The sequence below is a fragment of the Vreelandella janggokensis genome, assembly GCF_031451615.1.
Taxonomy (GTDB): Bacteria; Pseudomonadota; Gammaproteobacteria; order Pseudomonadales; family Halomonadaceae; genus Vreelandella; species Vreelandella janggokensis.
Genome location: NZ_JARWAJ010000006.1, coordinates 1 through 24,962, shown reverse-complemented (window position 1 = coordinate 24,962; position 24,962 = coordinate 1). Strand labels below are relative to the sequence as shown.

Below are 24,962 nucleotides of genomic sequence, written 5' to 3'. Positions count from 1 at the left end.
AGCCAGGTGATCAATCAGCGGGGTTAGCCGTTGTTTGCTAAGGTGATGTGGTGCTTACCATTAACCAAGGGATACCTATGCGACTTCTATTCACCGGTGGCAGTGGCAAGGCGGGCCGCCATGCGACCGCCTATCTTCGCGACCAGGGTCACCGCGTCACCAACCTGGACTGGGCAACATCCGACGTGCCCGGCATTACCACTCTGAAGACAGACCTCACCGATGCTGGCCAGGTGTTCAACGCCTGCCACGCCTACGCCGGAATGGACGAGCTGGAACCGGGCACCGGCGTGCCGCGCTACGATGCCATTGTCCACTTTGCGGCGATACCCGCCATCCTGCACCGGCCGGACAACGAGACCTATCGCATCAACACCTTGAGCACTTACAACGTACTGGATGCCGCCACCAAGCTGGGTATTCCCAAGGTGATTTTTGCCTCCAGCGAGACGACCTACGGCGTATGTTTTGCCGACGGCGAGGTGCAACCGGATTACCTGCCGGTCGATGAAGAGCACCCCACCGTGCCCCAGGACAGCTACGCCATGAGCAAGGTGGTCAACGAAGTCACCGCGCGCTCCTTCCAGGCACGCTCGGGTATCGATATCTACGGCCTGCGCATCAATAACGTTATCGAGCCCCACGAGTACCGCCAGCATTTCCCGACCTACATGGACAACCCGGCGCTGCGCCGCCGCAATATCTTCGCCTACATCGACGCCCGCGACCTGGGCCAGATGGTCGATTGCTGCCTAAAGACAGACGGCCTGGGCTACCAGGTGTTCAACGTCGCCAATGACGATCTATCGGTGGGGCTAACAAACGCCCAGGTGATTGAACGCTTCTACTCAGGGGTACCGACCAAGCGGGAAATGGGCGAGCACGAGACCTTCTATAGCATTGAGAAAGCGCGTCGTCTGGTCGGCTTTACACCGCGCCATTCCTGGCGGGATGAGCTGGAGAAGTAAGGGTGCCGTGAACTAGCGACGTTGATTTGTCTAGCCAACAAGGAGACGACCATGGCCGATTCTCCGGTTCATCGTGTGCCTCGCTGGCTGAAGCTGGCCTTTTCGTTGTGGGTCCTGATCTGGGCACCGAGCTATGCAGTGCTGCTGGGCCCCCAGAATTTCTTCTGGCTGTGCAACGTGGCAAACTTCCTGTTGCTGGTGGCGCTTTGGACGGAGCATCGTACCCTGATGTCGATGCAGTGGCTGGCGGTGGCGCTGGTCGGTAGTCTGTGGACGTTTGACGTCGCGACGGCGGCGTTCACCGGCGTACACCCCATCGGTGGCACCGAGTACATGTTCAACCCCGAGCACCCACCCATGACGCGGGCCATGTCGCTCTACCACGTCGTACTGCCGCTGGTGGCAGGCATCGGTGTGGCGAAACTGGGCTACGCGCGCCGCGCCCTGCTGTGGCAGACCCTGCTGACCTGGGTCGTGGTGCCGTTGTCCTACCTGCTCACTGACGCCGAGCGTAATATCAACTGGGTACACGGCCCCTTTGGCCAACCTCAAGACAGCCTCGACCCGTTGTTGTATCTGCTCCTGCTGGCCTTGATATGGCCGGTAGCCGTTTACCTGCCACTGCACCTGGTGATGGTTGGCGGGCAGCGTTGGCGTGGCAAAAAGCCGGGATAACTACTTGATCAACTGCACCAATCCATGCCGTACGTACCAAACCTTGTCTGCCTGGGCGGTGGCGTCTTGAGTGAACCAGCCATTGAGGTCGCGCAGGCGGCGCTGCTTGGGTTGCATGGGCACAATACCTCGGCCAACGTCATTGGCAATAATGATCAGCGGCGCCTTTAGCTCGCCAGCACGCTGGCAGAGCCGTGTCATATCGCCCTGCCACTGTTGGCGCAGGGCATCGTTTTCCGCGTTTGCTAAAGCGGCTTCGAGCCACTCGAGCACACCGGTTATCACCAGCGGAGTGTCGGCAACCAGCGCTTGCTGGCACTCTTCCAGCCGCTTTCCCGGTGCGAGGCGATGCCATACGGCGTCGGGAAAGCGAGCCGTTACGGCGTCGCGTTTACCAGCGCAGGCACCGCCGATGAAGAGCTGCATTGCCAATCTCCTTTGCCATTCGCATCGGTTTGATAAGTGAGTGTCCAGCGCCTGCCCTGGGCCTGACTCACTGAGCCATCCCAGAAGTGAAGGGTTTCAAAACGACGGCGCAGTTCGCGAATCACACCACCATGAGTGACCGCTAGAATCTTTCGCTGGCCGTCTTGCCGGGCATTCACGGCTACATCATGCAACCAGGCCTCCAGGCGTGTGCGCAGTTGGGCGGCGGATTCACCGCCAGGGATTTGCAGCTCGCCGACGCTGTCGATCCAGGCGCGGTAATGGGGCAAATCTTTTAGTTCGTCGTAGACCTTGCCTTCATAGTCGCCAAAATCGAGTTCGCGCAGACGCGGCTCCAGCGCAACCGACACGCCCTCTTTTGCCGTCTGGATCCACTCAAGCGTCTGTTGGCAGCGGTTCAAGTCGCTTGAGTAAATGGCATCAAAACGCTCATCCACCATTGCGTCGCGCAGTGCGATCAAGCCCTCTTCAGCCTCAGGAAACAGCAGCGCAATATCGCGCTGGCCCTGGTAACGGCGCTCTAGATTCCAGGCGGTGATACCGTGGCGAACTGCCACCAGCTCCACACTAAGATCAGTAACCAAAGCTCTCCTCCTTCGATGGTGGCACCGACCATGTCACCGTTGATGCCATTAAACAGGCGCAGCATAAGCCAGCGCATAAGTCCCACAAAAACGCAGGCCGTCAGCAGCATCACCACCAGTGTGGGTGCCAGCAGGGCTATCACCGCCAGCGGTACCAGCGCCAGCGCCACATCCTGGCCGCTAAGCGACTGCTGCCAGCTCCAGGCCAAGCCCTTAGGCTGGGCGCAAGGGGTCAGCACCAGCAATGCCACACCTGCCCAGCGCCCGAGCGCGGGCACCACCAGCAGCCACCAGAGCGGCGCTTGATAGGTAAGTAATGCCCACAGCAACACGCCTTTCCAGGCGAGTAGAAACACCAGCGCCAGCATGCCGAAACTGCCGATTTGCGGGTCCTTCATGATTGCCCAGCGGCGTTCCAAGGGTTGATTGCTGCCCAGCGCATCGGCGATGTCCATGACGCCATCCAGGTGCAGCCCACCGGAAAGCGCGACCCAAAGGCTAAGCAGCGCCAGCGCGGTCATCGGCGTGGGGACGTTTTGCATGGCGAATGCCACCAGCACCAACACGCTGCCGATGAGCAAGCCGACCAGAGGATAGGCACGCACCGCCCAGCGCCGGGTTGCAGGCGTCCAGGGGCAAGCGACAGGGATCGGGATTCGGGTCAAAAACTGCAGTGCGAGCAAGAGACCGAACAGAACGTTTTTCACCGCGTGTTCTTTTACAGTACGTTCTTTTACAGTACGTTCTTTCACATCAACTTCCCGTCGTTTTTCCACTCGATGGCACAACCCGCGACCACTTCCAGCACCGAACCCGCCTCTGCCGCCACCCTGCGGTGGGCACGCTGAAGAAAGGCCAGGTAGCGCCAGGTTTCGACATCGCTGGGCGGTAACGTTTCGTTGATATCGTTAGAGACAATCACTAGATGCACGCGGCGCGCCTGGGCATCTGCGAGGGCGCCTGCCAGTAACGCCAAGCCTTCGTCTTCGCTAAGCTCACTGGCATACAGTACCTGGCTCGCCCAGAGGGTCAGGCAGTCCAAAAGCACGCTGCTGCCATCAGGCACTTTTTGCAGTGCTCGATCAATGGCCAACGGCGCTTCCAACGTCAGCCACTGCGCGCCCCTGGATTGCCGATGACGAGCAACACGCGCGGCCATCTCGTCGTCATATACGTCTGCAGTAGCTAGATAGTAACAGGTTGAACTGGCTGCCAAGTCCAGCACCCGCTGCTCGGCGATGTTGCTTTTGCCGGAACGCGCCCCGCCGCTAACGAAGACAATCATGCAGTACCTTTTTTAATACATTCAATAACCGCTGATTGTCAGGCTTGTCGCGCAGGGCCACACGGAGCCAGTCGCCGCCGAGCCCGGCAAAATTGTGGGTATGGCGCACCAGTATGCCTTCGTGTAGCAGTCGCTCAAATAGCACATCGCTGGAGACGCCTGCGGCGCGCTGCTCGGTACCCGGGCGGGTAAGGAAAAAGCAGGCCTTGCTGGGTACAACGTCCAGCCCCAGCTCGCTAAGCGCTTGGGTCATACATGGACGCTCGCTGTCTAACCAGCGTTGGGTGCGCCGGGTGAAGGCACCGTCCGCCAGCAACGGCGCTACCAGCTCCGCTGCCAGGTGGTTCACGCTCCAGGGCGGCTGGTGGGTCTGTGCTGCTTGAATCGTGGCCGTATCCGCCAGCATATAGCCTAGCCGTAGCCCTGGCAGCGTATAAAACTTGGTCATTGAGCGCAGCAGCATCAGATGCGGGTAGCGATCCAGCAGCGGTACCAGCGACACCGCATCATGCGTATCGCCGACCATATCCACAAAGGCCTCGTCCACCACCACCCGGCAGCCCGTCCAAGCCGTGTAATCCAGCAATGTCTCCATGACTGATGTATCGATAAGCGTCGCCGTGGGGTTATTGGGCCGACATAGAAACAGCACATCGATACCATTAAGTGCTGCCAACAGCGCATCAAGATCCAGGGCAAAGTGCGGTGCAGGCAGTGCGATCTCAGTGACTGAAAGCCGATGGGCGCAACACGCTCGGGCGTACTCGCCAAAGCTTGGCGTCATAATCGCCGCCCGCTGCCAAGCGTGTAGCGCGGCGGCAAGAAAAATCGCCTCAGCGCCACCGTTGGTCAGCAGCACCTGTTCGGGCTGAAGCTGGTGATGGCTGGCGATGGCCTCACGGGCAACGGAATAGTCCGGCGCCGGGTAGTGCTCAAGGCCAGCCAGCTGTTGGGTCAAGCAGTCGCGTACCCAGGCGGGGGGCCCCAAGGGATTCAGATTGGCGCTAAAGTCGTACAGCCGGTGCCCTGGTGGCAAGCCGAAGTGTGCTAATAACGCCTCGGACTGCCCGCCGTGGCTGGGCCATTCGGGTATGCTCATAAAAGCCTCGGAAGAATCAAACTCAGCCCAACCATCAAGACAGCTGACAGCCACATAAACAGCATCCAGCCACCGTGCATCAAGCGAATCGTTGCGTCGATATGGGCAACGTGCAGCGCCTCCAACGGCTCGCCCAGCGTCGCACGATGAGAGGCAACACCCTGATAGAAATTAGTGCCCCCTAACTGTACGCCGAGCAAACAAGCCACCATGGTTTCCGGCCAGCCGGCGTTGGGGCTTGGGTGGCGGGGCGCCTCGCGGCAGGTGTCACGCAAAGCGCCCCGCCAGCGCAACCGTAAAACGCCTGAAACGCTGAGCAACAGCCCTGCAAGCCACAGACACAAGGCCGTCAAGCGTGCTGGCAGCCAGTTGGCCACGTCATCCAGCTTGGCCGAGGCGTAGCCAAACTCGTTATAGCGTGCGTTGCGGTAACCGACCATCGAATCCAGAGTATTCACCGCCTTGTACGCCAGCGCCAGGGGGGCACCGCCGATCAGGGCAAAAAACAGCGGTGCGGTAATGCCATCGACGGTATTTTCCGCCACGGTTTCCACCGCCCCGCGGGTGATCCCGGCTTCATCCAGGCCCTGAGTATCGCGCCCCACTATCATGGCCAGCGCTTGCCGAGCAGCAGGCAAATCGCCTTTGGCAAGCGGAACGGCAATGGCACGCCCTGCCTCCGCCAGCCCTTTAATCGCCAGCGTCGTGGCTAACAGCCCTATCTCGGCGACAACGCCAAGCCATGGGTGCAGCGCGCTCAACAGTGCCAGCACCAGCCACGCAACGCCAAAGGTCCCCAGCACGATAACGGCGGTGAGTAAAAACCCCAACCGCCATCGACGCTTGGCGGCGCCCTGGTTCCAACGTTTTTCCAGCGCACTGATGGCTCGGCCGATGATCACCACGGGGTGCGGCAGCGATCGCGGATCACCGACGATCAGGTCAATCACGATCGCCACGGTCACCCAAACCAGCATGGCAGGAAAATAGTCGCTGAACGGCATCATTGGGAGTTGTTGTCGCTAACGCCTGCATCGGCGAAGGTCGCCATCTCATTGAGCATCCCGGCAGCCGCCTGGAGCAGCGGGAATGCCAGCGCCGCGCCACTGCCTTCACCCAGCCGCATGCCCAGCGCCAGCAGCGGTTGGGCGTCAAGTGCCTCCAGGGCCGTGGCGTGGCCGGGCTCTTCCGAGCGGTGGCCAAACACCAGATAACCTCGCACCGCCGGGCATAGGCGGCACGCCACAAGCGCTGCCACCGTGGCGATAAAGCCATCCACAACGGCGGGCAGCCGGTGAACCGCTGCGGCTAGATAAGCACCCACCATGGCAGCAATTTCCAGCCCGCCGAGTTTCGCAAGTACGTCTAAAGGGTCATCGGGGTCGGCCTGGCGTGCCTGAATAGCGCGTTCGATTACCGCCACCTTATGCGCTTGCTGGACGCTATTGATACCCGTCCCGGCACCGACTGCCTGGGCCACCGGGGTGCCGGCCAACACCGCCAGCATGGCGCTACTGGCGGTGGTATTGGCAATCCCCATTTCGCCGACGATGAGGCATTTAGCACCTGCCTGCCGAGCCCGCTCCACGGCGGCCACGCCTACCTCAATCGCCGCCTGGGCTTCCTCAGGTTGCATGGCATTTTCGAGTGCCATATTGGCCGTACCCTGACGCACCTTGGCGTGGGTCACGCCAGGCATCGTCAAGTTAGACGCCACGCCCACATCCACGATCTCGACATGGGCGTCAATCTGCCGGGCAAACACATTAATTGCCGCCCCACCGCTGGCGAAGTTGGCGACCATCTGGGCGGTCACGGCCTGGGGAAACGCCGACACGCCTTCTGCCGCCACACCGTGGTCGGCGGCGAACACCAGCACGCCGGGCGGCGTTACCCTGGGCATTAGCTCACCGGTAATGCTGCTTAGCTGAACCGCGAGCGCTTCTAGCTTTCCAAGGCTGCCCGGCGGTTTGGTGAGCGTATCAAGATAGGCACGCGCACGTTCACCTGCGCAAGCGTCTACCGGCACGATACGCGCGATCATCGACGGGGCAACATCGGGGGGCATGGTGGCTCCAAAGCGTTCAACATAAAGGAAGGGGGAATGGTAGCAAATGCAGGCCTGCTATACTTGCGGTTTAAACTTGGCAAGCGGGCACTGACCGCCACGATCAGCCAGCCCTCTTTAGCCCCGGTTGTTCAGAGCGATAGTTGTCATCAATTAGGGTAATAAAACTACAAATAGCAATTTTATTGCCGTAAAGTCTCTCCTATCGCCACCAAAAAATGTAAAATAACTACAGGTTTGACTCACCGTCTCTACCATGCAGAGGTAATTATGCCGAGCTCAACACACGCCCCTTTAAATCCCACCGTTGCCGAGGTTACCCAACGCATACGTGAGCGTTCTGCCGAACGGCGCGCCCTCTATGAGCGCCGCATGGCCGATCAGCACAAGCGCGGCGTGCATCGCGGCGAGCTCTCCTGTGGTAACCTGGCCCACGGCTTTGCTGCCTGCAACCCGCAGGACAAAAATTCCCTCAAGCTGATGAATAGCGCCAACCTGGGGATCATTTCGGCCTACAACGACATGCTGTCGGCCCACCAGCCATTCGAAACCTTCCCGGCCACTATCAAAGCCGCAGCCAGCGCGATGGGGTCCACAGCCCAGTTTGCCGGTGGCGTACCGGCGATGTGCGATGGCGTGACCCAGGGCCAGCCGGGGATGGAGCTGTCGCTATTCTCACGGGATGTAATTGCCATGGCCGCCGCCGTGGGCCTTTCCCATAACATGTTCGATGCGGCACTTTACCTGGGCGTGTGCGACAAGATTATCCCCGGGCTGTTTATCAGTGCCGCACGCTTCGGCCACCTGCCCGCGATGTTCGTGCCGGCAGGCCCCATGCCCAGCGGCCTGCCCAACAAGGAAAAAGCGCGTATTCGCCAGCTTTACGCCGAAGGCAAGGTGGGCCGCGATGCGCTGCTGGAGGCGGAATCCGAGTCTTATCACAGCCCTGGCACCTGCACCTTCTACGGCACGGCCAACTCCAACCAGTTGATGATGGAAGTGATGGGCCTGCACCTGCCGGGCACTTCGTTCGTCAACCCTGGCACCGAAATGCGCGAAGCCCTGACCCGCTACGCGACCGAGCAGGCGATCCGCAACACCGAGCCTGGCGGTGACTACCGCCCGTTCTATAAGCAGATCGACGAGCGTGCTATCGTCAATGCCGTCGTCGGGCTACTCGCCTCCGGCGGTTCCACGAACCATACCATGCACCTGATCGCCATGGCAGCAGCGGCAGGCATTACCCTGAACTGGGACGATTTCACCGACCTTTCCGCGGTCACGCCCAGCCTGATGAAGGTGTATCCCAACGGCCAGGCAGACATCAACCACTTCCAGGCAGCAGGCGGCATGAGCTACCTGTTCCGCGAGCTGCTGGGCGCTGGCCTGCTCCATGGCGATATTCCCACCGTGTTCGGTACCGACCTGACCGCCTACACCCAGGAGCCCTTCCTGGAAGACGGCAAGGTCGTCTGGCACGAAGGTCCTGAAAAAAGCCTCGACGAAGACGTTGTACGCCCGGTTTCATCGCCCTTTGCGCCCACCGGCGGCCTGACGGTGATGAAAGGCAACCTGGGCCGGGGCGTGATCAAGGTTTCGGCGGTTACCGAAGAGCACCGCGTGGTGGAAGCGCCGGTGAAGATCTTCGAAGATCAGAACGAGATGAAAGCGGCCTTCGAATCCGGCGACCTGGATCGCGACGTGATCGTGGTCGTCCGTTTCCAGGGCCCCAAAGCCAACGGCATGCCGGAACTGCACAAACTGACGCCGTTCCTGGGTGTGCTACAGGATCGTGGCTATAAAGTGGCGCTGGTGACTGACGGGCGCATGTCGGGCGCATCGGGCAAAGTACCGGCTTCCATTCACATGAGCCCGGAGGCCCTGGACGGCGGCCCGCTGGCGAAACTCCGCGATGGCGACATCGTCCGCCTGGATGCCAACGCCGGCACGCTCGACGCCAAGGTAGACCCTGTCACCTGGGGGCAGCGTGAACTGGCCATCGGCAATCTTGACCACTACCACGTTGGCCTGGGTCGCGAGTTGTTTTCAGGCTTCCGCCACTTGGCCATGCGCGGCGAGGAAGGCGCAGGTGTCTTTGGCGGCTTCGAAGCCGACGATCTCGCCCGCCAGCAAGGTCAGATCTTCGAAGAGGACGCCTGATGCGACCAGCCTTGATCGGCGATATCGGCGGGACCAATGCACGCCTGGCGCTGGTGACGCCAGGCGACATCACCCCGCACGATATTATCAATCTCCCCTGCGCCGACTACCCAGGCGTTATTGAGGCGATTCAGGACTACCTGACCCGAGTGGGGGCGACCGGTGACAACGCCCCTCGCGAGGCATGCCTGGCGTTTGCCTGCCCGGTTCACGCTGAGCGGGTGAAGATGACCAACAACCACTGGGACTTCATGAAGCGCGAGGTTCGCGAAACGCTGAACCTGTCGCTATTCAAGGTTATCAACGATTTTACTGCTCAGGCCCTGGGCGTGCCCCACGTGACGGCCGATGACCTCGTCGCGGTTCAGGCCGGTGACGGCCAGGCACATTCCACCCGCCTAGTGATTGGCCCCGGCACGGGGCTTGGCGTAGCCGGTGTCTTCCCCGGCCAGCATGCCTGGATACCGCTGCCTACCGAGGGTGGCCACGTCACCTTCGCGCCCACCGATGCCACCGAGCGCGCGCTGCTTGACGTGTTTTTACAGCGCCACCAACGTGTTAGCGTCGAGCGCATTCTGTGTGGCCAAGGCTTACTCGAGCTCTATCAGGCCCACTGCGCGCTCGACGATCAGGCACCCCGCTGCACCTCCCCCGCGGAGGTGACCCAGGCAGCCAACGAGGGCGACTCGATCGCCACCGCCACGCTGTTACGGTTCCTGAAAATCCTCGGCGATGTATGTGGCGATGCCACGCTGACCATGGGCGCCAGAGGTGGCGTTTACCTATGCGGCGGAATCTTGCCACGCCTTCTTGACTGGCTGCCGACAAGCCAACTGCGCGAGGCCTTTGTCAACAAGGGTCGCATGGACGCCTATAACGCCGACATCCCCGTTTGGGTGGTCACCCATCCCTGGACAGGGTTGCTGGGTGCCGCTGAGGCGTTGCACAACGAAGAAGTGTTTTAAGCCCACCAACAGGAACCTCCCTATGCCCGCGCCAACCTTCGACGTGCCCTTTGTCCTTGGCATGATGCGTCTCCACGAAACCACCGAGATGCATCAGGCCAACCACCTGGCTGACTGGATAGAGGCACGACTCGAGCAGGGCCTGCATTGGTTTGACCACGCTGACATCTACGGCAACGGTGCTGGCGAGACGCTGTTTGGCCAGGCACTGCGCGCGCGCCCCGCGCTTGCCAAACAGCTTCACGTGGTAACGAAAGCCAGTATCGCCAACGATAACCCGACCCCGGGGGACGGCAAGGTGAAGCACTATAACGCCAGCCCGGCCTACCTAAACCGGGCGATCGACGACGCGCTAGACCGCTTGAGCGTCGAGCGTATCGATCACTTTCTGATTCACCGCCCCGACCTGTTAATGGATGCCGAGGCCACCGGACGTGCCCTGGACAAGGCCATCGAAGCAGGCAAAATTGGCGCTGCTGGCGTTTCCAACCACCTGCCCAGTCAGTGGCGCAGATTACAAAACGCCATGCACCAGCCTTTGCGCGCCAATCAAATCGAGCTCTCCATTGCCCATAGCACGCCGCTATTCGACGGCAGCTTCGACGACCTATGTGCCGACGGCCACGCACCGATGGCCTGGTCGCCGCTCGCGGGCGGCAAGCTACTGCAAGGTGAAGTCAATCACACGCTTGGGCGGCTCGCCGAGGAACACACCAGCACCCCAGGCGCTCTGGCGCTTACCTGGCTGCGTAGCCTGCCCCATCGACCAGTGCCAGTGGTCGGTAGCGTGAAATCCGATCGCATTGCCGATATGCTCAAAGGCCCCGACACGCTGCCCAGAGAAGATTGGTACGCATTGCTCGAAGCTGCTCGCGGCCACTGCGTCGCGTAGGTGTATCTCCTCTCCATCTGACCAATAATCACAAGGACCCCATGATGACGCCGATAATTGCCTTTGGCGAAGCCCTCGTCGACATGCTGTCTAGCCGCCTGGGTGACGCATCCGGCCCCGAAACCTTCACGCCTTACGCTGGCGGCGCCCCCGCCAATGTGGCGGTTGCCTGCGCAAGGCTGGGCGCCCCCAGCCAGTTTCTGGGCATGGTGGGTGACGATACCTTTGGGCATTTCATCATCCGTGAGTTACAGCACCACGGCGTGGACACCCAGGGCGTGGTGCTCACCCAAGAAGCACGTACGGCGCTGGCATTTGTTTCCCGGGACAGCGACGGTGAGCGTACCTTTGACTTTTACCGCCCACCTGCCGCCGACCTGCTCTATCGTCTTGAACACCTCCCCCAGGGCGTTTTCGAGAACCCCGCGATTCTTCACCTGTGCAGCAATAGCCTGACCGACCCGGAAATCGCCGACGTGACGCTGGCCATGGCGACCATGGCGAAACGCACAGGTTGCCTGGTTAGCGTTGATGCCAACCTGCGCCACAACCTCTGGCCAGAAGGCGAAGCGGATATGGGATTGGTGACGCAACTGCTGGATAGCGCCGAGCTGGTCAAGGTATCGCTCGACGAACTTGATTACCTGCGCGGCGATCACCCCCAAGACGCCTGGATAGCAGAGCGCCTTGCCGCGGGCGTGAAAGTCATGCTGGTAACCGACGGTCCCAATAGCGTCGCCCTCAAGGGCGCGGGTCTCGATCAGACCATCGCGCCCCCCAGGGTTGACGCCGTGGACACCACCGCCGGTGGCGATGCGTTCATCGGCGGCCTGCTGGCCGAGTTGTCACAGCACGGTATCGAGGAAGGCTGGCACCAGGATATTGACTTCCTCTCCCGCGCGGTGGACCTCGCCTGCCGCTGTGGCGCTCACGCCGTCACGCGTCCCGGCGCCTACTCAGCGCTGCCCACCCACACCGATATCGAAACGTTGCGCAACAGTTAATAGCTATATAGTTCGGTGACCGCTGGACGGTCACCGATGTGAGTGAGGCAGTCGCAATGATAAGCTGAAAGCCACAACTCCCGATGACTGGGATGTGGTCGTTATTGCGTGGCTGTAAAGTTTTCCGCAGCGGCTTCTAACACCGATCTAGCCGATTCCGCATCTTCAAACCCTAGCCCTTCCATACCACCGTCAGGCCCTTTGTAATTGGCAAACCACAAATCAATGATCTGACTGACACCTGGATACTCGCGGTCCAACTGTGTCATGTTTTCAATATTTGCAAAAGGTGAATCCTGAGCGAGAACGGCAATGAGCTTGTCGTCTTGCTCTCCGTCATCCAGCATTTTAAGAACACCAATAACGTTCACGTCGACAATTTCACCTCGTGGAACGGCTTGGCCCAGCACAATCACATCCAGTGGGTCACCATCACCCCCCAACTCTTTTGGCAAAGCAGTGCCTGGAATAGCGCCATAATTACCGGGGTAGCCTAGGTAATTCACGACGCGCGGTTCACCGTCTTTATACTCCCAGTAAACCGCTTTGGGATCATCTTTACTGACTTCCCATTTCGCCGATGTGCCCGCGGGTATTTCAACGATGGCTCTTACCGAACCCTCTGCATTGATGGCATTCATCGCCATCAAGTCTTCTTCACCCACGATAGTGAACTCATCTGTTGCGGTCATGTTTTGGGCAATGGGCGTGGTGTCAGAAAACGCCAATCCGCCTAGCGCCTGAGCCTGAGCCTGAGCCTGAGCCTGAGCCTGAGCCTGAGCCTGAGCAAAGGATGCTAAAACCGCCATGCACGCTACGCTCGTAAGTAATAGTTTTTTCCGCATCATGTTCTCCATTGGTTTTTCAGATACGTTATCGAGGAGAGATGACGGGGTAATGACAGATTACTTTCCAAAATTGAATGCTAAACCACGGTACTTCTTTGACTGGCTAACCATTATTGACCCACATCTGTTGCAAGCTGGTGTGGGCTTTTTTGATTGGAGACGTCTTCATCGGCCGCTAGAGACGCCCATGGCACGACTTGTTTAAATGTCAGACATTTACTAGAATAGACTACATCCAATAAAAGATAAGAGATCACTGATGCCGCTGGACGCTCTACCGGCCCACCAGGGCGGCGCTGAACAATTAGCCCGTTTACTCGCCCAAGCCCTGCTGGCAGGCCACTGGCAGCCGGGTGACATCTTCCCCAAGGAAATGGACATCGGCACGCACTTCGATGTGAGCCGTAATCAGGTGCGTAATGCGCTGGCCCGCTTGACCTCCGCTGGTCTTTTAGACCGTACCGCCGGGCGTGGCACGCAAGTCCGCGTAATGAGCGACTGGCACCTGCTGGATCCGCTGATGAGCGAATGGATGACGGGGCTTACCGACCTCGACCCGCAGCTCACGCGCGCCATCTATGCGTTTCGCTTTTCGGCCGAGCCCGTCGTGGCGGGCCTTGCCGCCGAAGCGGCCGATGCGGACGATATCGCCCGGCTGGAAGCCGCCTTTGAAGGCATGCAGAAAACTGCCCAGTCAGCCGCCGCTCGCGCCCAGCACGCCGAGTACGACGTCATGTTTCACGATGCCACCTACCAGGCCAGCCACAATTTGGTGTGGCGGCAAATGGGACACCTGTTGCGCCCTTCGATCATGGCCCTGGTACATGGCTCTCAGCACCGAACCGACACCTTCGACGACAGCCTGTCACGGCATCGCCGCGTTCTTGAAGCCATTGTGCGCCGGGATGCCGAGGCGGCGTCTTTCGCCGCGCGGGAAGTGCTTCGCCGCACAGCGATCGACCTGGGCATCGTCAATTAACCGGCCATCGACCACTGACTAGGATCTGACCCTATGAAAATTACCCGACTGAAAACCTGGCAAGTCCCCCCGCGCTGGCTGTTTCTCAAGATCGAAACCGACGAAGGCTGCTACGGCTGGGGCGAGCCGGTCATCGAAGGCCGCGCGGCGACTGTCGAGGCTGCCGTTCATGAGCTTTCCGACTACCTGGTTGGCCAGGACCCGCACCGTATCGAACACCTGTGGAACACGCTGTATCGCGCCGGGTTTTACCGCGGCGGGCCAATCTTGATGAGCGCCATTGCGGGTATCGACCAGGCGCTGTGGGATCTTAAAGGGCGCGATCTGGGTGTGCCCGTGCACCAGCTACTGGGCGGCGCGGTGCGCGATAAAATGCGCATGTACGCCTGGACCGGCGGCGACCGTCCTAGCGACGTGGGTGCAGGCGCCAAGGCACTGGCTGACAAGGGCTTTACCGCCTTCAAGATGAACGGCACACCCGAGCTGCAAATCGTCGACTCACACCGCAAGGTAGACGAAGCGGTCGCCCGGGTGGCCGAAGCGCGCAATGCGGTCGGCCCGGATGTGGGCATTGGTATCGATTTTCATGGCCGTGTGCACCGCCCCATGGCCAAAGCACTGCTGCGCGAGCTGGAGCCCTACCACCCGATGTTCGTCGAGGAGCCGGTTGCCCCCGAGCACTTGCCCTGCCTGAAAGACATTGCCGGTGGCCTTGGGTACCCGCTCGCCACCGGCGAACGGCTGCATACCCGCTTTGAATTCCGCGACCTGCTTAAAGACGGCATGATCGACATTATTCAGCCGGATATCTCCCACTGCGGTGGCATCAGCGAGGGGCTTAAAATCGCCGCCTTGGCGTCCGCCTACGATGTCGCCCTGGCGCCCCACTGCCCGCTTGGTCCCCTGACCCTGGCCGCGTCGCTACAGTTGGACGCTGTCAGCCACAATGCCTTTATTCAAGAGCAGAGCATGGGCATTCACTACAATCAGGGCAACGACGTACTCGACTATCTGGTCGACAAATCGGCGCTCAGCATTGAAGACGGCTTCTGTGCGATTCCCCAGGGGCCAGGGCTAGGTGTGGAGATTGACGAAGCCTTCGTTGAAGAGCGCGCCAACGTTGGCCACCGCTGGCGCAACCCGGTATGGACCCATGAAGATGGCTCTATTGCCGAGTGGTAAACCAAGCGACTAACCGGGAGATAGCCCTATGGGCGCGAGTGAGTTAACACATCCTTTAGCGTGGATTGCGGTGGACTGGGGGTCAAGCAACCTGCGCGCCTGGGCCATGGATGCCCAGAATCACGTCATGGCGAGTGCCTCCAGCCCTCGCGGCATGCTGTCGCTGACCGCCGCCGAGTATGAGGCCGAGCTGCTTGGGATCGTCGACGCCTGGTTGCCCGATAACGGCCAAACGCCTGTGATGGTATGCGGTATGGCGGGCGCACGGCAGGGCTGGCAGGAGGCCGCTTATCTGGCGACGCCCACGCGTCTCGATCAACTCTCTCGTGGCGCGGTGATGCCGGCTCTCGCCGACGCTCGCCTGCAGGTTTACTTGCTGCCTGGATTAAGTCAGTCCGGGAGCAATACGCATCTCTACGATGTGATGCGCGGCGAAGAAACCCAGTTAGCGGGCCTTCTGGCCGATTCGTACCGCTTTAACGGCCTTGTCTGCCTGCCCGGCACCCATGCCAAATGGGCACGCTTAACCGATGGTGCCGTTACCGAGTTTGCAACCTACTTGACTGGCGAGCTGTATCAATTGCTTGCTCATCAATCCGTATTGAAGCACTCCGTAGGGCAGGACGACCTGCATCAAGACAGCTGTCGCCAGGCGTTTACCCAAGCGGTCAAGGCAACCTATCAGGCGCCCGAACGCTTCAGCCAGCGGCTATTCGGCGTCCGCGCTCAAGACTTGCTGGATAACACCTTGCCGAGCGGTGATGCCCGAGGTGCCGTGTTTGCCGCACATCTCTCGGGGTTGGCGATCGGTCTGGAACTGGCCGGTGCCTGCCACGAGCTGACAACCGGGGAAAGCGTGACCCTGATCGGCAACGAGGCGCTCAACCACCGCTACGCACTCGCCCTGGAAGCCCTCGACATCGGCACCCAGCGCGTTGACGGCGACACAGCGGTATTGGCAGGACTGACCCTCGCCTACCAAGGCACCCGGTAATAAGCATCAGCTAAACAAGGAGAGCGCTATGACACTGCCTTTAATTGGCATTTTACGTGGGGTAACGCCCGATGATGCGGTGGCCGTTGGCGGCGCCTTGCTTGATGCGGGCATCACGCAAATCGAGGTGCCACTTAATTCCCCCGACCCATTCACCAGCATCCAGCGCCTGGCGGACGCCTTTGGCGACCAGGCGCTGATCGGTGCGGGAACGGTATTAAGCGCTGAGCAGGTACGTGATGTTCATGCTGCAGGCGGTCGATTGATCGTCTCGCCCAACTGCCGCCCTGCCGTCATTGAAGAATCCTATCGCCTCTCAATGGCCAGTTGGCCAGGCATTGTGACGCCTTCCGAAGCCTTTGATGCCCTGGATGCTGGTGCGACCGGGCTAAAGCTCTTCCCGGCGGTACAGGTGGGCATCGCGGGCATGAAGGCTGTCCGCGCCGTGCTGCCCCTTAACACCTTGCTATATGCGGTGGGAGGTATCGGTATCGACAATTTTGCCGCCTGGCGCGCCGCGGGCGTGGATGGCGCAGGCCTGGGCAGCGCGCTTTACCAACCGGGGCAAACGCCTCAGCAAGTCGGCAAGCAGGCCCAGGCGCTGGTAGACGCCTGGCAAGCCGCAGGAGATCGTTTATGAATCACAACAAGATGGCGGAACTGGCGGTGGATTGCCGCTGCGAGCTGGGCGAAGGCCCCCAGTGGGACGCCGGGAGCGGACGGCTTTACTGGTGCGATATTCTGGGCAAATGCCTTCACTGGCTGTCACTTGAAAACGGCGAGCATGGCCATTACCCGCTTGAGCAAAGGGTATCGCTCGCCACACCACTGAACGATGGCCGACTAATGCTGGTCGGCGAGCACAGCCTGAGCCTGTTGAATCCGGCGACGCAACGCCTTGAGCATTTTGCCGACTTTGAAGCCGACAACCCCGTTACGCGCAGCAACGATGCCCGCGTGGACCGCCACGGCAGCCTCTGGCTTTCCACCATGGGCAAGACCGCCGAATCCGAAGCGGGCAGCCTCTATCGGTTGCATCGTGGGGAGCTGACTCGGCTGCGCAGCGGGCTGACCATTCCCAATGCCGTCTGCTTTTCACCCATGGGTGACGCGGCGTATTTTACCGACACAGCCACCGGCATCGTGATGCGCTGGGCATTGGATAGCCAAGGCTGGCCAGTGGGCGAACCGGTTGCCTGGGCGGACTTCACGGCGCTTGAAGGCAACCCGGACGGCGCGGTGATCGACAGCGAAGGCTGCCTGTGGCTTGCCCTCTGGGGCGCGGGTAAGGTCGTGCGGCTCGATACCGCGGGTCAGGTGATTGACGAAGTGCATGTGCCGGTCAGCCAGCCCTCCTGCCCGGCGTTTGCAGGCCCTGGCCTTGAAACGCTCTATATCACCACGGCGCAGGAGGGATTCAGCGACGCACAGCGCCGCGAAGAGCCGCTGGCAGGCGGGTTATTCAAGGCCAACGTAGGCGTTCATGGCCTCGCCGATCCGTTACTGACGCTTGAGTAAAAAAGCCCCGGCGCAAGTCCGGGGCGATTCAGGTTAGTGGTGGAAGCGTTCGGCGGCCTGGCGGGCCAGTTCGCGGATGCCGTCCCAGTCTTCCGCCTCGACCATCGCCTTGGGCGTGACCCAGGAGCCGCCCACGCACATGACGTTCGGCAGCTTGAGGTACTCTTCAGCGTTATCCACCGTGATACCGCCAGTCGGGCAGAAGCGTGCTTCCGGAATCGGCGCGCCAAACGCCTTGATCGCTTTTGAGCCACCGCTGGATTCGGCGGGGAAGAACTTGAACCGACGATAGCCGTACTGCCAGCCGGTCATCAGCTCCGAAATGGTGGATACGCCAGGCAGCATCGGCACCGGGCTTTCCACGCCGTAGCGATAAAGCGCCTCGGTCGCTCCTGGGGTTACCACGAAGTCAGCGCCGACCTGCTCGGCCTGGCGATACTGGGCAGGAGTCAATACCGTGCCTACGCCGATACTCGCCCCGGGCAGGGCGTCTTTCATGCGCTTGATGGCGTCCAGCGCGCACTCGGTCCGCAGGGTAATCTCCAGCACGGTCAGGCCACCTTCGACCAGGGCACGGCCCAATGGCACGGCGTCTTCCAAGCGGTCGATGGTAATCACCGGGATCACTTCGGCTTTCAGGCAAATGCTGTCCAGCTCTGCGGTGCGCGTCGACGGCAGCTGTTTATCGATGGTCATGCGTGATTCTCCAAGCAAATTATTATCTGTAAAACCTGGCGCTAAGGCGCCCAGTAAATCGCCAAGGGGCAGGATAGAAAGGCACGAATGGGCAGTTGACGCATGTCGTCCCCGCTCAGTGCCTTGGCCAACACGGCCCGCTTATCGTCGCCGGTAATATGTAAAATGTGACGGCGCGCCTGATGCAGCCGGTCTGCCGAAAACGTGATGCGTGGCTGCGGTTGGCTGGGCGTTCGCACGGCGACCAGCGGCTCCTCCGTGGCGAGCGCCAGGCCAAGCTCCAGGCTGTCAGGAAACAGCGAGGCCGTATGGCCGTCGCCGCCCATTCCCAGAATCACCACGCTTGCCGGCCAGCTAAGCGATAGCGCACGCTCGCTGACATCAGGCACGCCTTCTTCAGGAGTGCCTGCATCGCTGGTCAAGGGTTCAAAATGGGCCGCCGCCGCTGCCCCCTGAAGCAGGTGCTCGCGGACCAGTTTCGCGTTGCTGTCATCACTCTGTGCATCCACCCAACGCTCGTCCGCCAGCGTGATCTCCACCCGCTCCCAGGGCAGCGGCTTGGCCGCCAGGGCTTTGAAAAAGGGGACTGGCGTCGAGCCGCCGGAGACCACCAACAAGGCGTTTTCCTGGTGTTCCAAGTCGTCGTTCAAGGCTTGAAAAACGGCCTCGGCCAGCTGTTCGGCAAGCTGTGTGCGTGCATCGCTCATGTTAATAATCCTCGTACCAGCTGCGACCATCCTGGGTAATCATGGCAATGGAGGCGACCGGCCCCCAGGAACCTGCCGGATAACGCCGCGGTGGGGTTTCCCGGGCCTTCCAGCCATCAATCAGTTGATCGCACCAGCGCCAGGCGTGCTCGACTTCGTCACGGCGCACGAACAGGTACTGCTGGCCTTTCATGACTTCCAGCAGCAACCGTTCGTAGGCATCGGGAATGCGCGATTTGGGGAAGGCGTTGTTGAAATCCAGATGCAGCGGGCCGGGGCGCAGGCGCATGCCTTTGTCCAGGCCGCTGTCCTTGGTCAATACCTGGAGCGCGATACCCTCTTCCGGCTGCAAGCGGATGATCAACTTGTTGGCCGCGATATTGCGCTGATCCGGGTCAAAGATATAGTGCGGCTGCTGGCGGAAGTGGATCACGATCTGCGACAGCTTCTCCGGCATGCGTTTACCGGTACGCAGATAGAACGGCACGCCCGCCCAGCGCCAGTTGGCGACCTCGGTTTTCATCGCCACAAAGGTTTCCGTCTGGCTCTCGGTGTTGGCGCCCTCTTCTTCCAGGTAGCCCGGCACCTGCTGGCCGTCGCTGGTGCCTGCCGTGTACTGGCCGCGCACCACATCGCGACCCAGGGCTTCGCCGGTAAACGGCTTGAGCGCCTTGAGCACCTTGACCTTTTCGTCGCGAATGGCGTCGGCGTCCAGATTCGAGGGCGGGTCCATGGCAATCAGGCAGAGCAACTGCAGCAGGTGGTTCTGCACCATGTCGCGCAGCTGACCGGCTTCGTCGAAATACCCCCAGCGGCCCTCAATGCCGACTTTTTCGGCCACGGTGATTTCCACATGGGAGATATGGTTCTGGTTCCACTGGGTGCCGAACAAGGGATTAGCAAAGCGCAATGCAATCAGGTTCTGAACGGTTTCTTTGCCCAGGTAATGATCGATGCGATACACCCGCGACTCGGGGAAGACGTCGCCAATGGCGTCATTAATCTCCTCGGAAGACGCCAGATCGAAACCGATCGGCTTTTCCACCACGACGCGCGTGGCATCATCCAGGCTGCCGCTTTGCTGAAGGTTTCGACAGATATCGCCGTAGATTTTAGCGCCCACCGACAGATAGACCACCATCGGGCGCGGCGAACCCTCACGCCATTGTCGAACGGCATCAAAGCCTTCCACGCTGGTGAAATCCAGCTTCAAGTAATCGAGGCGATCTAGAAAGCGCTCCATGCTCTCTTTATCCTGCTCATCCTTTTTTAACCGTTTTTGCAGCGCACCGCTAACCAACTGACGAAACGCATCGGGTTCATGCTCTTGGCGTGCCAACCCCAGAATGCGCGTGCTTTCGGGCATTAATCCTTCACGGTCGAGGTGGTAGAGCGCAGGAAACAGCTTGCGCATCGCCAAATCGCCCAGCGCGCCAAACAGCGCTAGGTCGATGGCGTTATTCGGATCGCCCAACGGGGCACCCTGGGAAGCAGGTGACGGGCTCATCTCAGCTCCTGTTGACCATTAGATGATCTAATGTTGTTAGATTACCTAAAATCTATCTGAAAAAAGGTATTATACGCAATATTTCGTGTAATTTTACTACAAAAAACCTTCAAGCGTTACCTCAACGCTATTATGGTGTTGCACTGTTGCAATATGATTAGCTGTGGCTGCGCTTTGCATGTGCGAAGCGCATCTAGCCCCTCGCAATACTCCTGAGACTACGCCTGAAAATACCAGATGGCACCGATCTACGTATCTCGGGTTAGCAACAGCTCTCCTCAATAATCGACAGCTATGAAGAAACTCGCGACGCAGGCAACCATTACGGCATCCTAAAGCGACAAGTAAAGCAGGTTCGTGTCACTGCGAGACACCAAGAATAAATGACGATTTTTACGGACTTTTTATACGAGTTCGTGATGTGATAAGCCATGCTAAAAACGATTAACTAGCGAGCTAAGAAATGGCATACCTCACGCCCTGGGTTTATCGCAGCCGACACACCTATCGCCAATGGGCTCCCGTGGTCAAAGTACTATCGGTGCTTTGGCTGATTCTTGCATTATTCATGATGGTACCGCTGGCGGTGCTGTTGGTCGAACGCGACCCCGATGCCTTGGCCTTCGGGGTGTCGGTGCTGCTGGTACTTGCCGCCGTGGCGAGCGCCTGGCTGCTTACCTATCGCGCCACCCTCGAACTAAAACCCTGGCAGATGTTCATCCTGACGGCTGCGAGTTGGGTCAGCATCAGTGGCTTTGCCAGCCTTCCGCTGGTGCTTGGCGCCCCGCAACTCAGCTTTACCAACGCCGTCTTTGAGTCAGTGTCTGCTATCACCACAACCGGCTCGACGGTACTGGTAGGCATTGACGGCCTCTCCGACGGACTCAAGCTCTGGCGGGGAATCATGCAGTGGATGGGGGGCATCGGCATTATCGTCATGGGGATCGCCATCCTGCCGTTTCTGAAAGTCGGCGGGATGCGGCTTTTCCATACAGAATCGTCCGACTGGTCGGACAAGGTCATGCCCCGAACCGGGGGCATCGCCAAGGCAACGCTGAGCATTTATGTGACGATGACGCTACTGGCCATGCTGAGCTATTGGCTAGGCGGTATGGATCTATTGGACGCCATCGTCCACGGCATGACGTCGCTTGCGACCGGCGGTTTCGCGAACTCAGACGCTTCGTTTGGTGCCTATGCCGATCAGCCCTGGCTACTGTGGATAGCCAGTCTGTTCATGCTCAGCGGGGCCTTGCCGTTTGTGCTCTATATCCGCTTTCTTCGCGGTTCCAGAAGCGCCCTTTGGAAAGACCAGCAGGTCCGGGGGCTATTGGGCGTGCTATGCATAGCGATTGGCCTGCTCACCCTTTGGCGGATCATGAATGGTGGCGCCGGGTTTGAATCGCTTACCCACGTCACCTTCAACGTCGTCTCCATTGTCACGACCACCGGCTATGCCTCGGACGACTACACGCAATGGGGCGCACTGGCCATTGTCGCGTTTTTCTACCTGACCTTCGTGGGCGGCTGCAGCGGTTCCACCAGCGGCGGCATGAAAATCTTTCGTTTCCAGATCGCCATGCTGATGCTGCGTGACCAGCTCCGCTACCTGATTCATGCCAATGGGGTTTTCACTACTCGCTATAACGAACAAATGGTGACCAGCGACATATCCCGAAGCGTAGTGGCTTTTTCGTTCTTCTTTTTTATTACCATCGCGGCATTGGCACTGGGTTTATCGACTCTGGGCCTCGACCTGGTGACATCCCTTTCCGGTGCAGCAACAGCGGTAACCAATGTAGGTCCAGGTCTTGGCGACATCATCGGCCCCGCCGGTAATTTTGCCTCCTTGCCCGACGCCGCCAAATGGCTGCTGTGTATCGGCATGCTGATGGGGCGATTGGAAATTCTTACCGTCATTGTGCTGCTGACGCCCATGTTCTGGCGACGCTAGCGTAAGCTAAGGAGAGGACACCTATGTCATTGATGACTCCCCTGATTGATCGCCTCCCACGGTTTGCGCAACGCTGGCATTGGCCAACCCTGCGCGAGGTTGCCACGGCACTGATCACGACCATCGTCGCGCTGCTTGTTGCCTGGGGCCTATACGCCTGGATGGCGCTGGCCAATCTTTCACTGATTTTTTTGACGGCGGTGCTGGCAAGCGCCGTGATGGCGGGCAGCTCGGCGGCGCTGATCAGCGCCGTGCTGGGCTTTCTGACCTTTAACTTCTGCTTCACGGTGCCGCACTTTTCCCTGGCCGTCGAAGAAAGGGAACAGCTCATCACGCTATTGTTTTTCCTCCTGGTCGCCTTGGTGGTCGGCAAGCTTGCAGGAGACAGCCGTCAGCGGCTGCTGGACCTGAATGCGGCGCGCCTGGCCGAAGACCGCGAGCGTTTACGTTCGGCGCTGCTGTCATCGGTCTCCCATGATTTTCGTACGCCGCTGGCATCCATCATTGGCGCCACCAGTTCCTTACGCACACTTGACGCTCAGCTTAGTCAGGAAGACCGTTTCGCGCTGCTCGACAGTGTCTTGAGTGAAAGCGAGCGGCTAAACCGCTATATCCAGAACCTGCTGGACATGACCCGGCTGGGCCAAGGCGATTTAAAAATCGAGCGTGACTGGATCGCCTTCGACGACCTGGTGGTATCGGCCCGCAAGCGTCTCGGCAGTGCCCTGGGGCATTGTCATTTCGTGCAGCATTGGCCTGACGACTTGCCGCTGCTCCATGTCCATCCGGCACTCATCGAGCAGGCGCTGGTCAACGTCCTCGACAATGCGGCGCGTTTCTCTCCACCCGGCGGGCAGATTGCCATTCATGCCGAATCGCCGCCCGGCGCGACACAGCTGATATTCTCCATCACCGACCAGGGGCCAGGCATTCCCGCTGAGCTGCGCGAGCGCGTCTTCGATATGTTCGTGACCGGCAGCGACGGTGATCGTGGCCCCCATGGCAGCGGGCTGGGCCTGGCCATTTGCCAGGCCATGCTCGGTGCCCACGGCGGCCGGATCAGAGCCTGCGACGGTCCCGATGGCCTGGGCACCTGCATGGAGATGTCGCTTCCGCTGCCGCCGCCCCATCAGGAGCCACCCCATGACGACTGACCATCACCGGATCCTGGTTATCGATGATGAACCCCAGATCCGTCATTTCCTGCGCATCAGCCTGACATCGCAGAATTTTACGGTGACCGAAGCGGCGACCGGTCATGAAGGGCTGGCGCGACTCGGCGCCGGTCCCACTCGCTATGACCTTGTCCTGCTCGACCTTGGCTTGCCGGATATGGACGGTCAGCAGGTACTCAGTGCCATTCGTGAGCATCACCAGGTGCCCGTCATTGTCGTCTCGGTCCGCGGGCATGAGGCTGAGAAGGTACGCGCCCTCGACAGCGGCGCCAACGACTATGTCACCAAGCCGTTCGGCATCCAGGAACTACTGGCGCGTATTCGCGCCCTGCTGCGCCGCCAGACACTTGGCAGTCGCGAAGGACGTTACCAACACGGTGGCCTGCGGATTGATCTGACCACCTATCAGGTCAGCGTCAATGGAACGCCCGTGCACCTCACGCCGAAAGAATTTGCCGTGCTCGCCCCGCTCGTTTCCCACGCCGGCCGCGTGATTACCCAAACCCAGCTGCTGCGTGATATATGGGGGCCCAGCCACCAGGACGACACCCATTACCTGCGCATCATCATCAGCAAGCTGCGTCAAAAATTAGGCGACGACCCCCAGTCCCCCAGCATATTGCAGACCGAGCCGGGGATTGGCTACCGCCTTGCCTTTGAGCCAGACCGAGAGGAAAGCACTCTATGAAAATCATCATTCTCGGCGCCGGCCAAGTCGGCGGCACCCTTGCGGAATACCTCGCCCGTGAGGAAAACGACATCACCGTCGTCGATACCGATGCCAAAAAGCTGCGCGAGCTGCATACCAAGCTCGATATTCGCACGGTCACCGGCGCGGGTTCCTACCCCATTGTACTGCGTCAGGCAGGCTGTGAAGACGCCGACATGCTGATTGCCGTGACCAGCAGCGACGAAATCAACATGATCGCCTGCCAGGTCGCGCACACTCTGTTTCGTACCCCGACCAAGATAGCCCGGGTGCGCTCCTCGGCGTACCTGACCCGCAAGGGGCTGTTCGCCCACGAGGCGATTCCCATCGACGTGCTGATCAGCCCCGAGCAGGTGGTCACCGACCACGTGCGCCGTCTGATCGAACACCCCGGCGCGCTGCAAGTGTTGGAATTCGCGGGTGGGCTTGTACAACTGGTGGCCGTCAAGGCGTTTTACGGCGGCCCGCTGGTGGGACAGGACCTGGCTTTTCTACGCCGCCATATGCCCAACGTGGATACCCGGGTGGCAGCGATCTACCGCCGCA

Annotated in this window: 26 protein-coding genes; 15 read left to right on the top strand and 11 right to left on the bottom strand. The window is 60.1% G+C overall.

Features of this window, described 5'->3' with window-relative positions:
* The first annotated feature begins 77 nt into the window (after positions 1–77).
* Together QC816_RS15135 and QC816_RS15130 are read left to right on the top strand one after the other, a co-directional pair.
* Positions 78–968 carry an NAD-dependent epimerase/dehydratase family protein gene (locus QC816_RS15135; protein WP_309783128.1) on the top strand — a complete coding sequence of 297 codons (891 nt, stop codon included), beginning with the start codon at positions 78–80 and terminating at the stop codon, positions 966–968.
* A 51-nt stretch (positions 969–1,019) separates the two neighbouring features.
* Positions 1,020–1,643 (top strand): hypothetical protein, encoded by a 624-nt coding sequence (locus QC816_RS15130; RefSeq protein WP_309783126.1) that lies wholly within the window; start codon positions 1,020–1,022, stop codon positions 1,641–1,643.
* On the opposite strand, the gene QC816_RS15125 is transcribed toward QC816_RS15130, so the two are convergent.
* From QC816_RS15125 to cobT, 7 genes are read right to left on the bottom strand one after another with little or no spacing between them, the layout of a single operon-like run.
* Positions 1,644–2,069 (bottom strand): bifunctional adenosylcobinamide kinase/adenosylcobinamide-phosphate guanylyltransferase, encoded by a 426-nt coding sequence (locus QC816_RS15125; RefSeq protein ID WP_085919861.1) that lies wholly within the window; start codon positions 2,067–2,069, stop codon positions 1,644–1,646.
* The gene (locus tag QC816_RS15120; RefSeq protein WP_309783123.1) at positions 2,021–2,674 is read right to left on the bottom strand and encodes a histidine phosphatase family protein; all 654 of its coding nucleotides are present in this window, start codon (positions 2,672–2,674) and stop codon (positions 2,021–2,023) included. The genes QC816_RS15125 and QC816_RS15120 overlap by 49 nt, the downstream gene beginning before the upstream one ends.
* Positions 2,611–3,381 carry an adenosylcobinamide-GDP ribazoletransferase gene (gene cobS / locus QC816_RS15115; protein ID WP_309783358.1) on the bottom strand — a complete coding sequence of 257 codons (771 nt, stop codon included), beginning with the start codon at positions 3,379–3,381 and terminating at the stop codon, positions 2,611–2,613. The genes QC816_RS15120 and cobS overlap by 64 nt, the downstream gene beginning before the upstream one ends.
* A 41-nt stretch (positions 3,382–3,422) precedes the next feature.
* Complete coding sequence (locus QC816_RS15110) at positions 3,423–3,959, bottom strand: bifunctional adenosylcobinamide kinase/adenosylcobinamide-phosphate guanylyltransferase (RefSeq protein ID WP_309783121.1); 537 nt, start codon at positions 3,957–3,959, stop codon at positions 3,423–3,425.
* On the bottom strand, positions 3,943–5,058 hold the full coding sequence (gene cobD / locus QC816_RS15105) for a threonine-phosphate decarboxylase CobD (RefSeq protein ID WP_309783119.1): 1,116 nt from the start codon (positions 5,056–5,058) through the stop codon (positions 3,943–3,945). The genes QC816_RS15110 and cobD overlap by 17 nt, the downstream gene beginning before the upstream one ends.
* Positions 5,055–6,065, bottom strand: coding sequence for an adenosylcobinamide-phosphate synthase CbiB (gene cbiB, locus QC816_RS15100; protein ID WP_309783118.1), 1,011 nt, complete (start codon positions 6,063–6,065; stop codon positions 5,055–5,057). The genes cobD and cbiB overlap by 4 nt, the downstream gene beginning before the upstream one ends.
* On the bottom strand, positions 6,062–7,126 hold the full coding sequence (gene cobT, locus QC816_RS15095) for a nicotinate-nucleotide--dimethylbenzimidazole phosphoribosyltransferase (RefSeq protein WP_199285149.1): 1,065 nt from the start codon (positions 7,124–7,126) through the stop codon (positions 6,062–6,064). Before cobT ends, cbiB begins: the two co-directional genes overlap by 4 nt.
* A gap of 270 nt (positions 7,127–7,396) precedes the next feature.
* On the opposite strand from cobT, the gene edd reads away from it, so the two are divergent.
* Genes edd through QC816_RS15075 form a run of 4 tightly spaced genes read left to right on the top strand, consistent with a single transcriptional unit; the run spans position 7,397 to position 12,147 of the window.
* Positions 7,397–9,286 (top strand): phosphogluconate dehydratase, encoded by a 1,890-nt coding sequence (edd, locus tag QC816_RS15090; protein ID WP_199285148.1) that lies wholly within the window; start codon positions 7,397–7,399, stop codon positions 9,284–9,286.
* Positions 9,286–10,251, top strand: coding sequence for a glucokinase (gene glk, locus QC816_RS15085; protein WP_309783114.1), 966 nt, complete (start codon positions 9,286–9,288; stop codon positions 10,249–10,251). Before edd ends, glk begins: the two co-directional genes overlap by 1 nt.
* A 22-nt stretch (positions 10,252–10,273) precedes the next feature.
* Positions 10,274–11,143: an aldo/keto reductase gene (locus QC816_RS15080; RefSeq protein WP_309783111.1), complete on the top strand. Its 870-nt coding sequence runs from the start codon at positions 10,274–10,276 to the stop codon at positions 11,141–11,143.
* 44 nt (positions 11,144–11,187) lie between these two features.
* A complete protein-coding gene (locus tag QC816_RS15075; RefSeq protein WP_309783109.1) occupies positions 11,188–12,147 on the top strand; it encodes a carbohydrate kinase family protein in 960 nt (319 codons plus the stop codon).
* 101 nt (positions 12,148–12,248) lie between these two features.
* Here the strand turns inward: QC816_RS15075 and QC816_RS15070 are convergent, their stop codons facing one another.
* A complete protein-coding gene (locus tag QC816_RS15070) occupies positions 12,249–12,995 on the bottom strand; it encodes an inorganic diphosphatase (protein WP_309783107.1) in 747 nt (248 codons plus the stop codon).
* Positions 12,996–13,254: 259 nt separating this feature from the next.
* Between QC816_RS15070 and QC816_RS15065 the strand changes: the two genes are divergently transcribed.
* Genes QC816_RS15065 through QC816_RS15045 form a run of 5 tightly spaced genes read left to right on the top strand, consistent with a single transcriptional unit; the run spans position 13,255 to position 17,668 of the window.
* Complete coding sequence (locus tag QC816_RS15065) at positions 13,255–13,974, top strand: FadR/GntR family transcriptional regulator (protein WP_309783105.1); 720 nt, start codon at positions 13,255–13,257, stop codon at positions 13,972–13,974.
* Between the two features lie 33 nt (positions 13,975–14,007).
* A complete protein-coding gene (dgoD, locus tag QC816_RS15060) occupies positions 14,008–15,156 on the top strand; it encodes a galactonate dehydratase (RefSeq protein WP_085919872.1) in 1,149 nt (382 codons plus the stop codon).
* A gap of 28 nt (positions 15,157–15,184) precedes the next feature.
* On the top strand, positions 15,185–16,150 hold the full coding sequence (locus QC816_RS15055; protein ID WP_309783103.1) for a 2-dehydro-3-deoxygalactonokinase: 966 nt from the start codon (positions 15,185–15,187) through the stop codon (positions 16,148–16,150).
* A gap of 28 nt (positions 16,151–16,178) precedes the next feature.
* On the top strand, positions 16,179–16,790 hold the full coding sequence (locus tag QC816_RS15050) for a 2-dehydro-3-deoxy-6-phosphogalactonate aldolase (protein ID WP_085919874.1): 612 nt from the start codon (positions 16,179–16,181) through the stop codon (positions 16,788–16,790).
* Positions 16,787–17,668, top strand: coding sequence for an SMP-30/gluconolactonase/LRE family protein (locus QC816_RS15045; RefSeq protein WP_309783101.1), 882 nt, complete (start codon positions 16,787–16,789; stop codon positions 17,666–17,668). The genes QC816_RS15050 and QC816_RS15045 overlap by 4 nt, the downstream gene beginning before the upstream one ends.
* A gap of 33 nt (positions 17,669–17,701) precedes the next feature.
* On the opposite strand, the gene QC816_RS15040 is transcribed toward QC816_RS15045, so the two are convergent.
* The 3 genes from QC816_RS15040 to zwf are packed head-to-tail and all read right to left on the bottom strand — an operon-like array spanning position 17,702 to position 20,578.
* Positions 17,702–18,364 (bottom strand): bifunctional 4-hydroxy-2-oxoglutarate aldolase/2-dehydro-3-deoxy-phosphogluconate aldolase, encoded by a 663-nt coding sequence (locus QC816_RS15040; protein ID WP_085919876.1) that lies wholly within the window; start codon positions 18,362–18,364, stop codon positions 17,702–17,704.
* A 41-nt stretch (positions 18,365–18,405) separates the two neighbouring features.
* Positions 18,406–19,071, bottom strand: a complete 666-nt coding sequence (gene pgl / locus QC816_RS15035; RefSeq protein WP_199285141.1) for a 6-phosphogluconolactonase — start codon at positions 19,069–19,071, stop codon at positions 18,406–18,408.
* A 1-nt stretch (position 19,072) separates the two neighbouring features.
* On the bottom strand, positions 19,073–20,578 hold the full coding sequence (gene zwf, locus QC816_RS15030; protein WP_309783099.1) for a glucose-6-phosphate dehydrogenase: 1,506 nt from the start codon (positions 20,576–20,578) through the stop codon (positions 19,073–19,075).
* Positions 20,579–21,041: 463 nt separating this feature from the next.
* Here zwf and QC816_RS15025 point away from each other — a divergent pair, with 463 nt between their 5' ends.
* The 4 genes from QC816_RS15025 to trkA all read left to right on the top strand — a co-directional run.
* Positions 21,042–22,532 (top strand): TrkH family potassium uptake protein, encoded by a 1,491-nt coding sequence (locus tag QC816_RS15025; RefSeq protein WP_264827071.1) that lies wholly within the window; start codon positions 21,042–21,044, stop codon positions 22,530–22,532.
* Positions 22,533–22,555: 23 nt separating this feature from the next.
* Entirely contained in the window at positions 22,556–23,686 is a 1,131-nt protein-coding gene (locus QC816_RS15020; RefSeq protein WP_264827069.1) for a sensor histidine kinase, read from the top strand.
* Positions 23,676–24,395: a response regulator transcription factor gene (locus QC816_RS15015; protein WP_309783095.1), complete on the top strand. Its 720-nt coding sequence runs from the start codon at positions 23,676–23,678 to the stop codon at positions 24,393–24,395. Before QC816_RS15020 ends, QC816_RS15015 begins: the two co-directional genes overlap by 11 nt.
* The coding region (gene trkA / locus QC816_RS15010) for a Trk system potassium transporter TrkA (RefSeq protein WP_309783093.1) at positions 24,392–24,962 on the top strand (571 nt) is incomplete at its 3' end. The genes QC816_RS15015 and trkA, both read left to right, overlap by 4 nt.

Excerpts from the sequence above, each read along its gene's own strand:
- QC816_RS15135 (WP_309783128.1), top strand. The coding sequence starts at position 78 with ATGCGACTTCTATTCACCGGTGGCAGTGGCAAGGCGGGCCGCCATGCG.
- QC816_RS15130 (WP_309783126.1), top strand. The coding sequence starts at position 1,020 with ATGGCCGATTCTCCGGTTCATCGTGTGCCTCGCTGGCTGAAGCTGGCC.
- QC816_RS15125 (WP_085919861.1), bottom strand. The coding sequence starts at position 2,069 with ATGCAGCTCTTCATCGGCGGTGCCTGCGCTGGTAAACGCGACGCCGTA.
- QC816_RS15110 (WP_309783121.1), bottom strand. The coding sequence starts at position 3,959 with ATGATTGTCTTCGTTAGCGGCGGGGCGCGTTCCGGCAAAAGCAACATC.
- cobD (WP_309783119.1), bottom strand. The coding sequence starts at position 5,058 with ATGAGCATACCCGAATGGCCCAGCCACGGCGGGCAGTCCGAGGCGTTA.
- cbiB (WP_309783118.1), bottom strand. The coding sequence starts at position 6,065 with ATGATGCCGTTCAGCGACTATTTTCCTGCCATGCTGGTTTGGGTGACC.
- cobT (WP_199285149.1), bottom strand. The coding sequence starts at position 7,126 with ATGCCCCCCGATGTTGCCCCGTCGATGATCGCGCGTATCGTGCCGGTA.
- edd (WP_199285148.1), top strand. The coding sequence starts at position 7,397 with ATGCCGAGCTCAACACACGCCCCTTTAAATCCCACCGTTGCCGAGGTT.
- glk (WP_309783114.1), top strand. The coding sequence starts at position 9,286 with ATGCGACCAGCCTTGATCGGCGATATCGGCGGGACCAATGCACGCCTG.
- QC816_RS15080 (WP_309783111.1), top strand. The coding sequence starts at position 10,274 with ATGCCCGCGCCAACCTTCGACGTGCCCTTTGTCCTTGGCATGATGCGT.
- QC816_RS15075 (WP_309783109.1), top strand. The coding sequence starts at position 11,188 with ATGACGCCGATAATTGCCTTTGGCGAAGCCCTCGTCGACATGCTGTCT.
- QC816_RS15070 (WP_309783107.1), bottom strand. The coding sequence starts at position 12,995 with ATGATGCGGAAAAAACTATTACTTACGAGCGTAGCGTGCATGGCGGTT.
- QC816_RS15065 (WP_309783105.1), top strand. The coding sequence starts at position 13,255 with ATGCCGCTGGACGCTCTACCGGCCCACCAGGGCGGCGCTGAACAATTA.
- dgoD (WP_085919872.1), top strand. The coding sequence starts at position 14,008 with ATGAAAATTACCCGACTGAAAACCTGGCAAGTCCCCCCGCGCTGGCTG.
- QC816_RS15055 (WP_309783103.1), top strand. The coding sequence starts at position 15,185 with ATGGGCGCGAGTGAGTTAACACATCCTTTAGCGTGGATTGCGGTGGAC.
- QC816_RS15050 (WP_085919874.1), top strand. The coding sequence starts at position 16,179 with ATGACACTGCCTTTAATTGGCATTTTACGTGGGGTAACGCCCGATGAT.
- QC816_RS15045 (WP_309783101.1), top strand. The coding sequence starts at position 16,787 with ATGAATCACAACAAGATGGCGGAACTGGCGGTGGATTGCCGCTGCGAG.
- QC816_RS15040 (WP_085919876.1), bottom strand. The coding sequence starts at position 18,364 with ATGACCATCGATAAACAGCTGCCGTCGACGCGCACCGCAGAGCTGGAC.
- pgl (WP_199285141.1), bottom strand. The coding sequence starts at position 19,071 with ATGAGCGATGCACGCACACAGCTTGCCGAACAGCTGGCCGAGGCCGTT.
- zwf (WP_309783099.1), bottom strand. The coding sequence starts at position 20,578 with ATGAGCCCGTCACCTGCTTCCCAGGGTGCCCCGTTGGGCGATCCGAAT.
- QC816_RS15025 (WP_264827071.1), top strand. The coding sequence starts at position 21,042 with ATGGCATACCTCACGCCCTGGGTTTATCGCAGCCGACACACCTATCGC.
- QC816_RS15020 (WP_264827069.1), top strand. The coding sequence starts at position 22,556 with ATGTCATTGATGACTCCCCTGATTGATCGCCTCCCACGGTTTGCGCAA.
- QC816_RS15015 (WP_309783095.1), top strand. The coding sequence starts at position 23,676 with ATGACGACTGACCATCACCGGATCCTGGTTATCGATGATGAACCCCAG.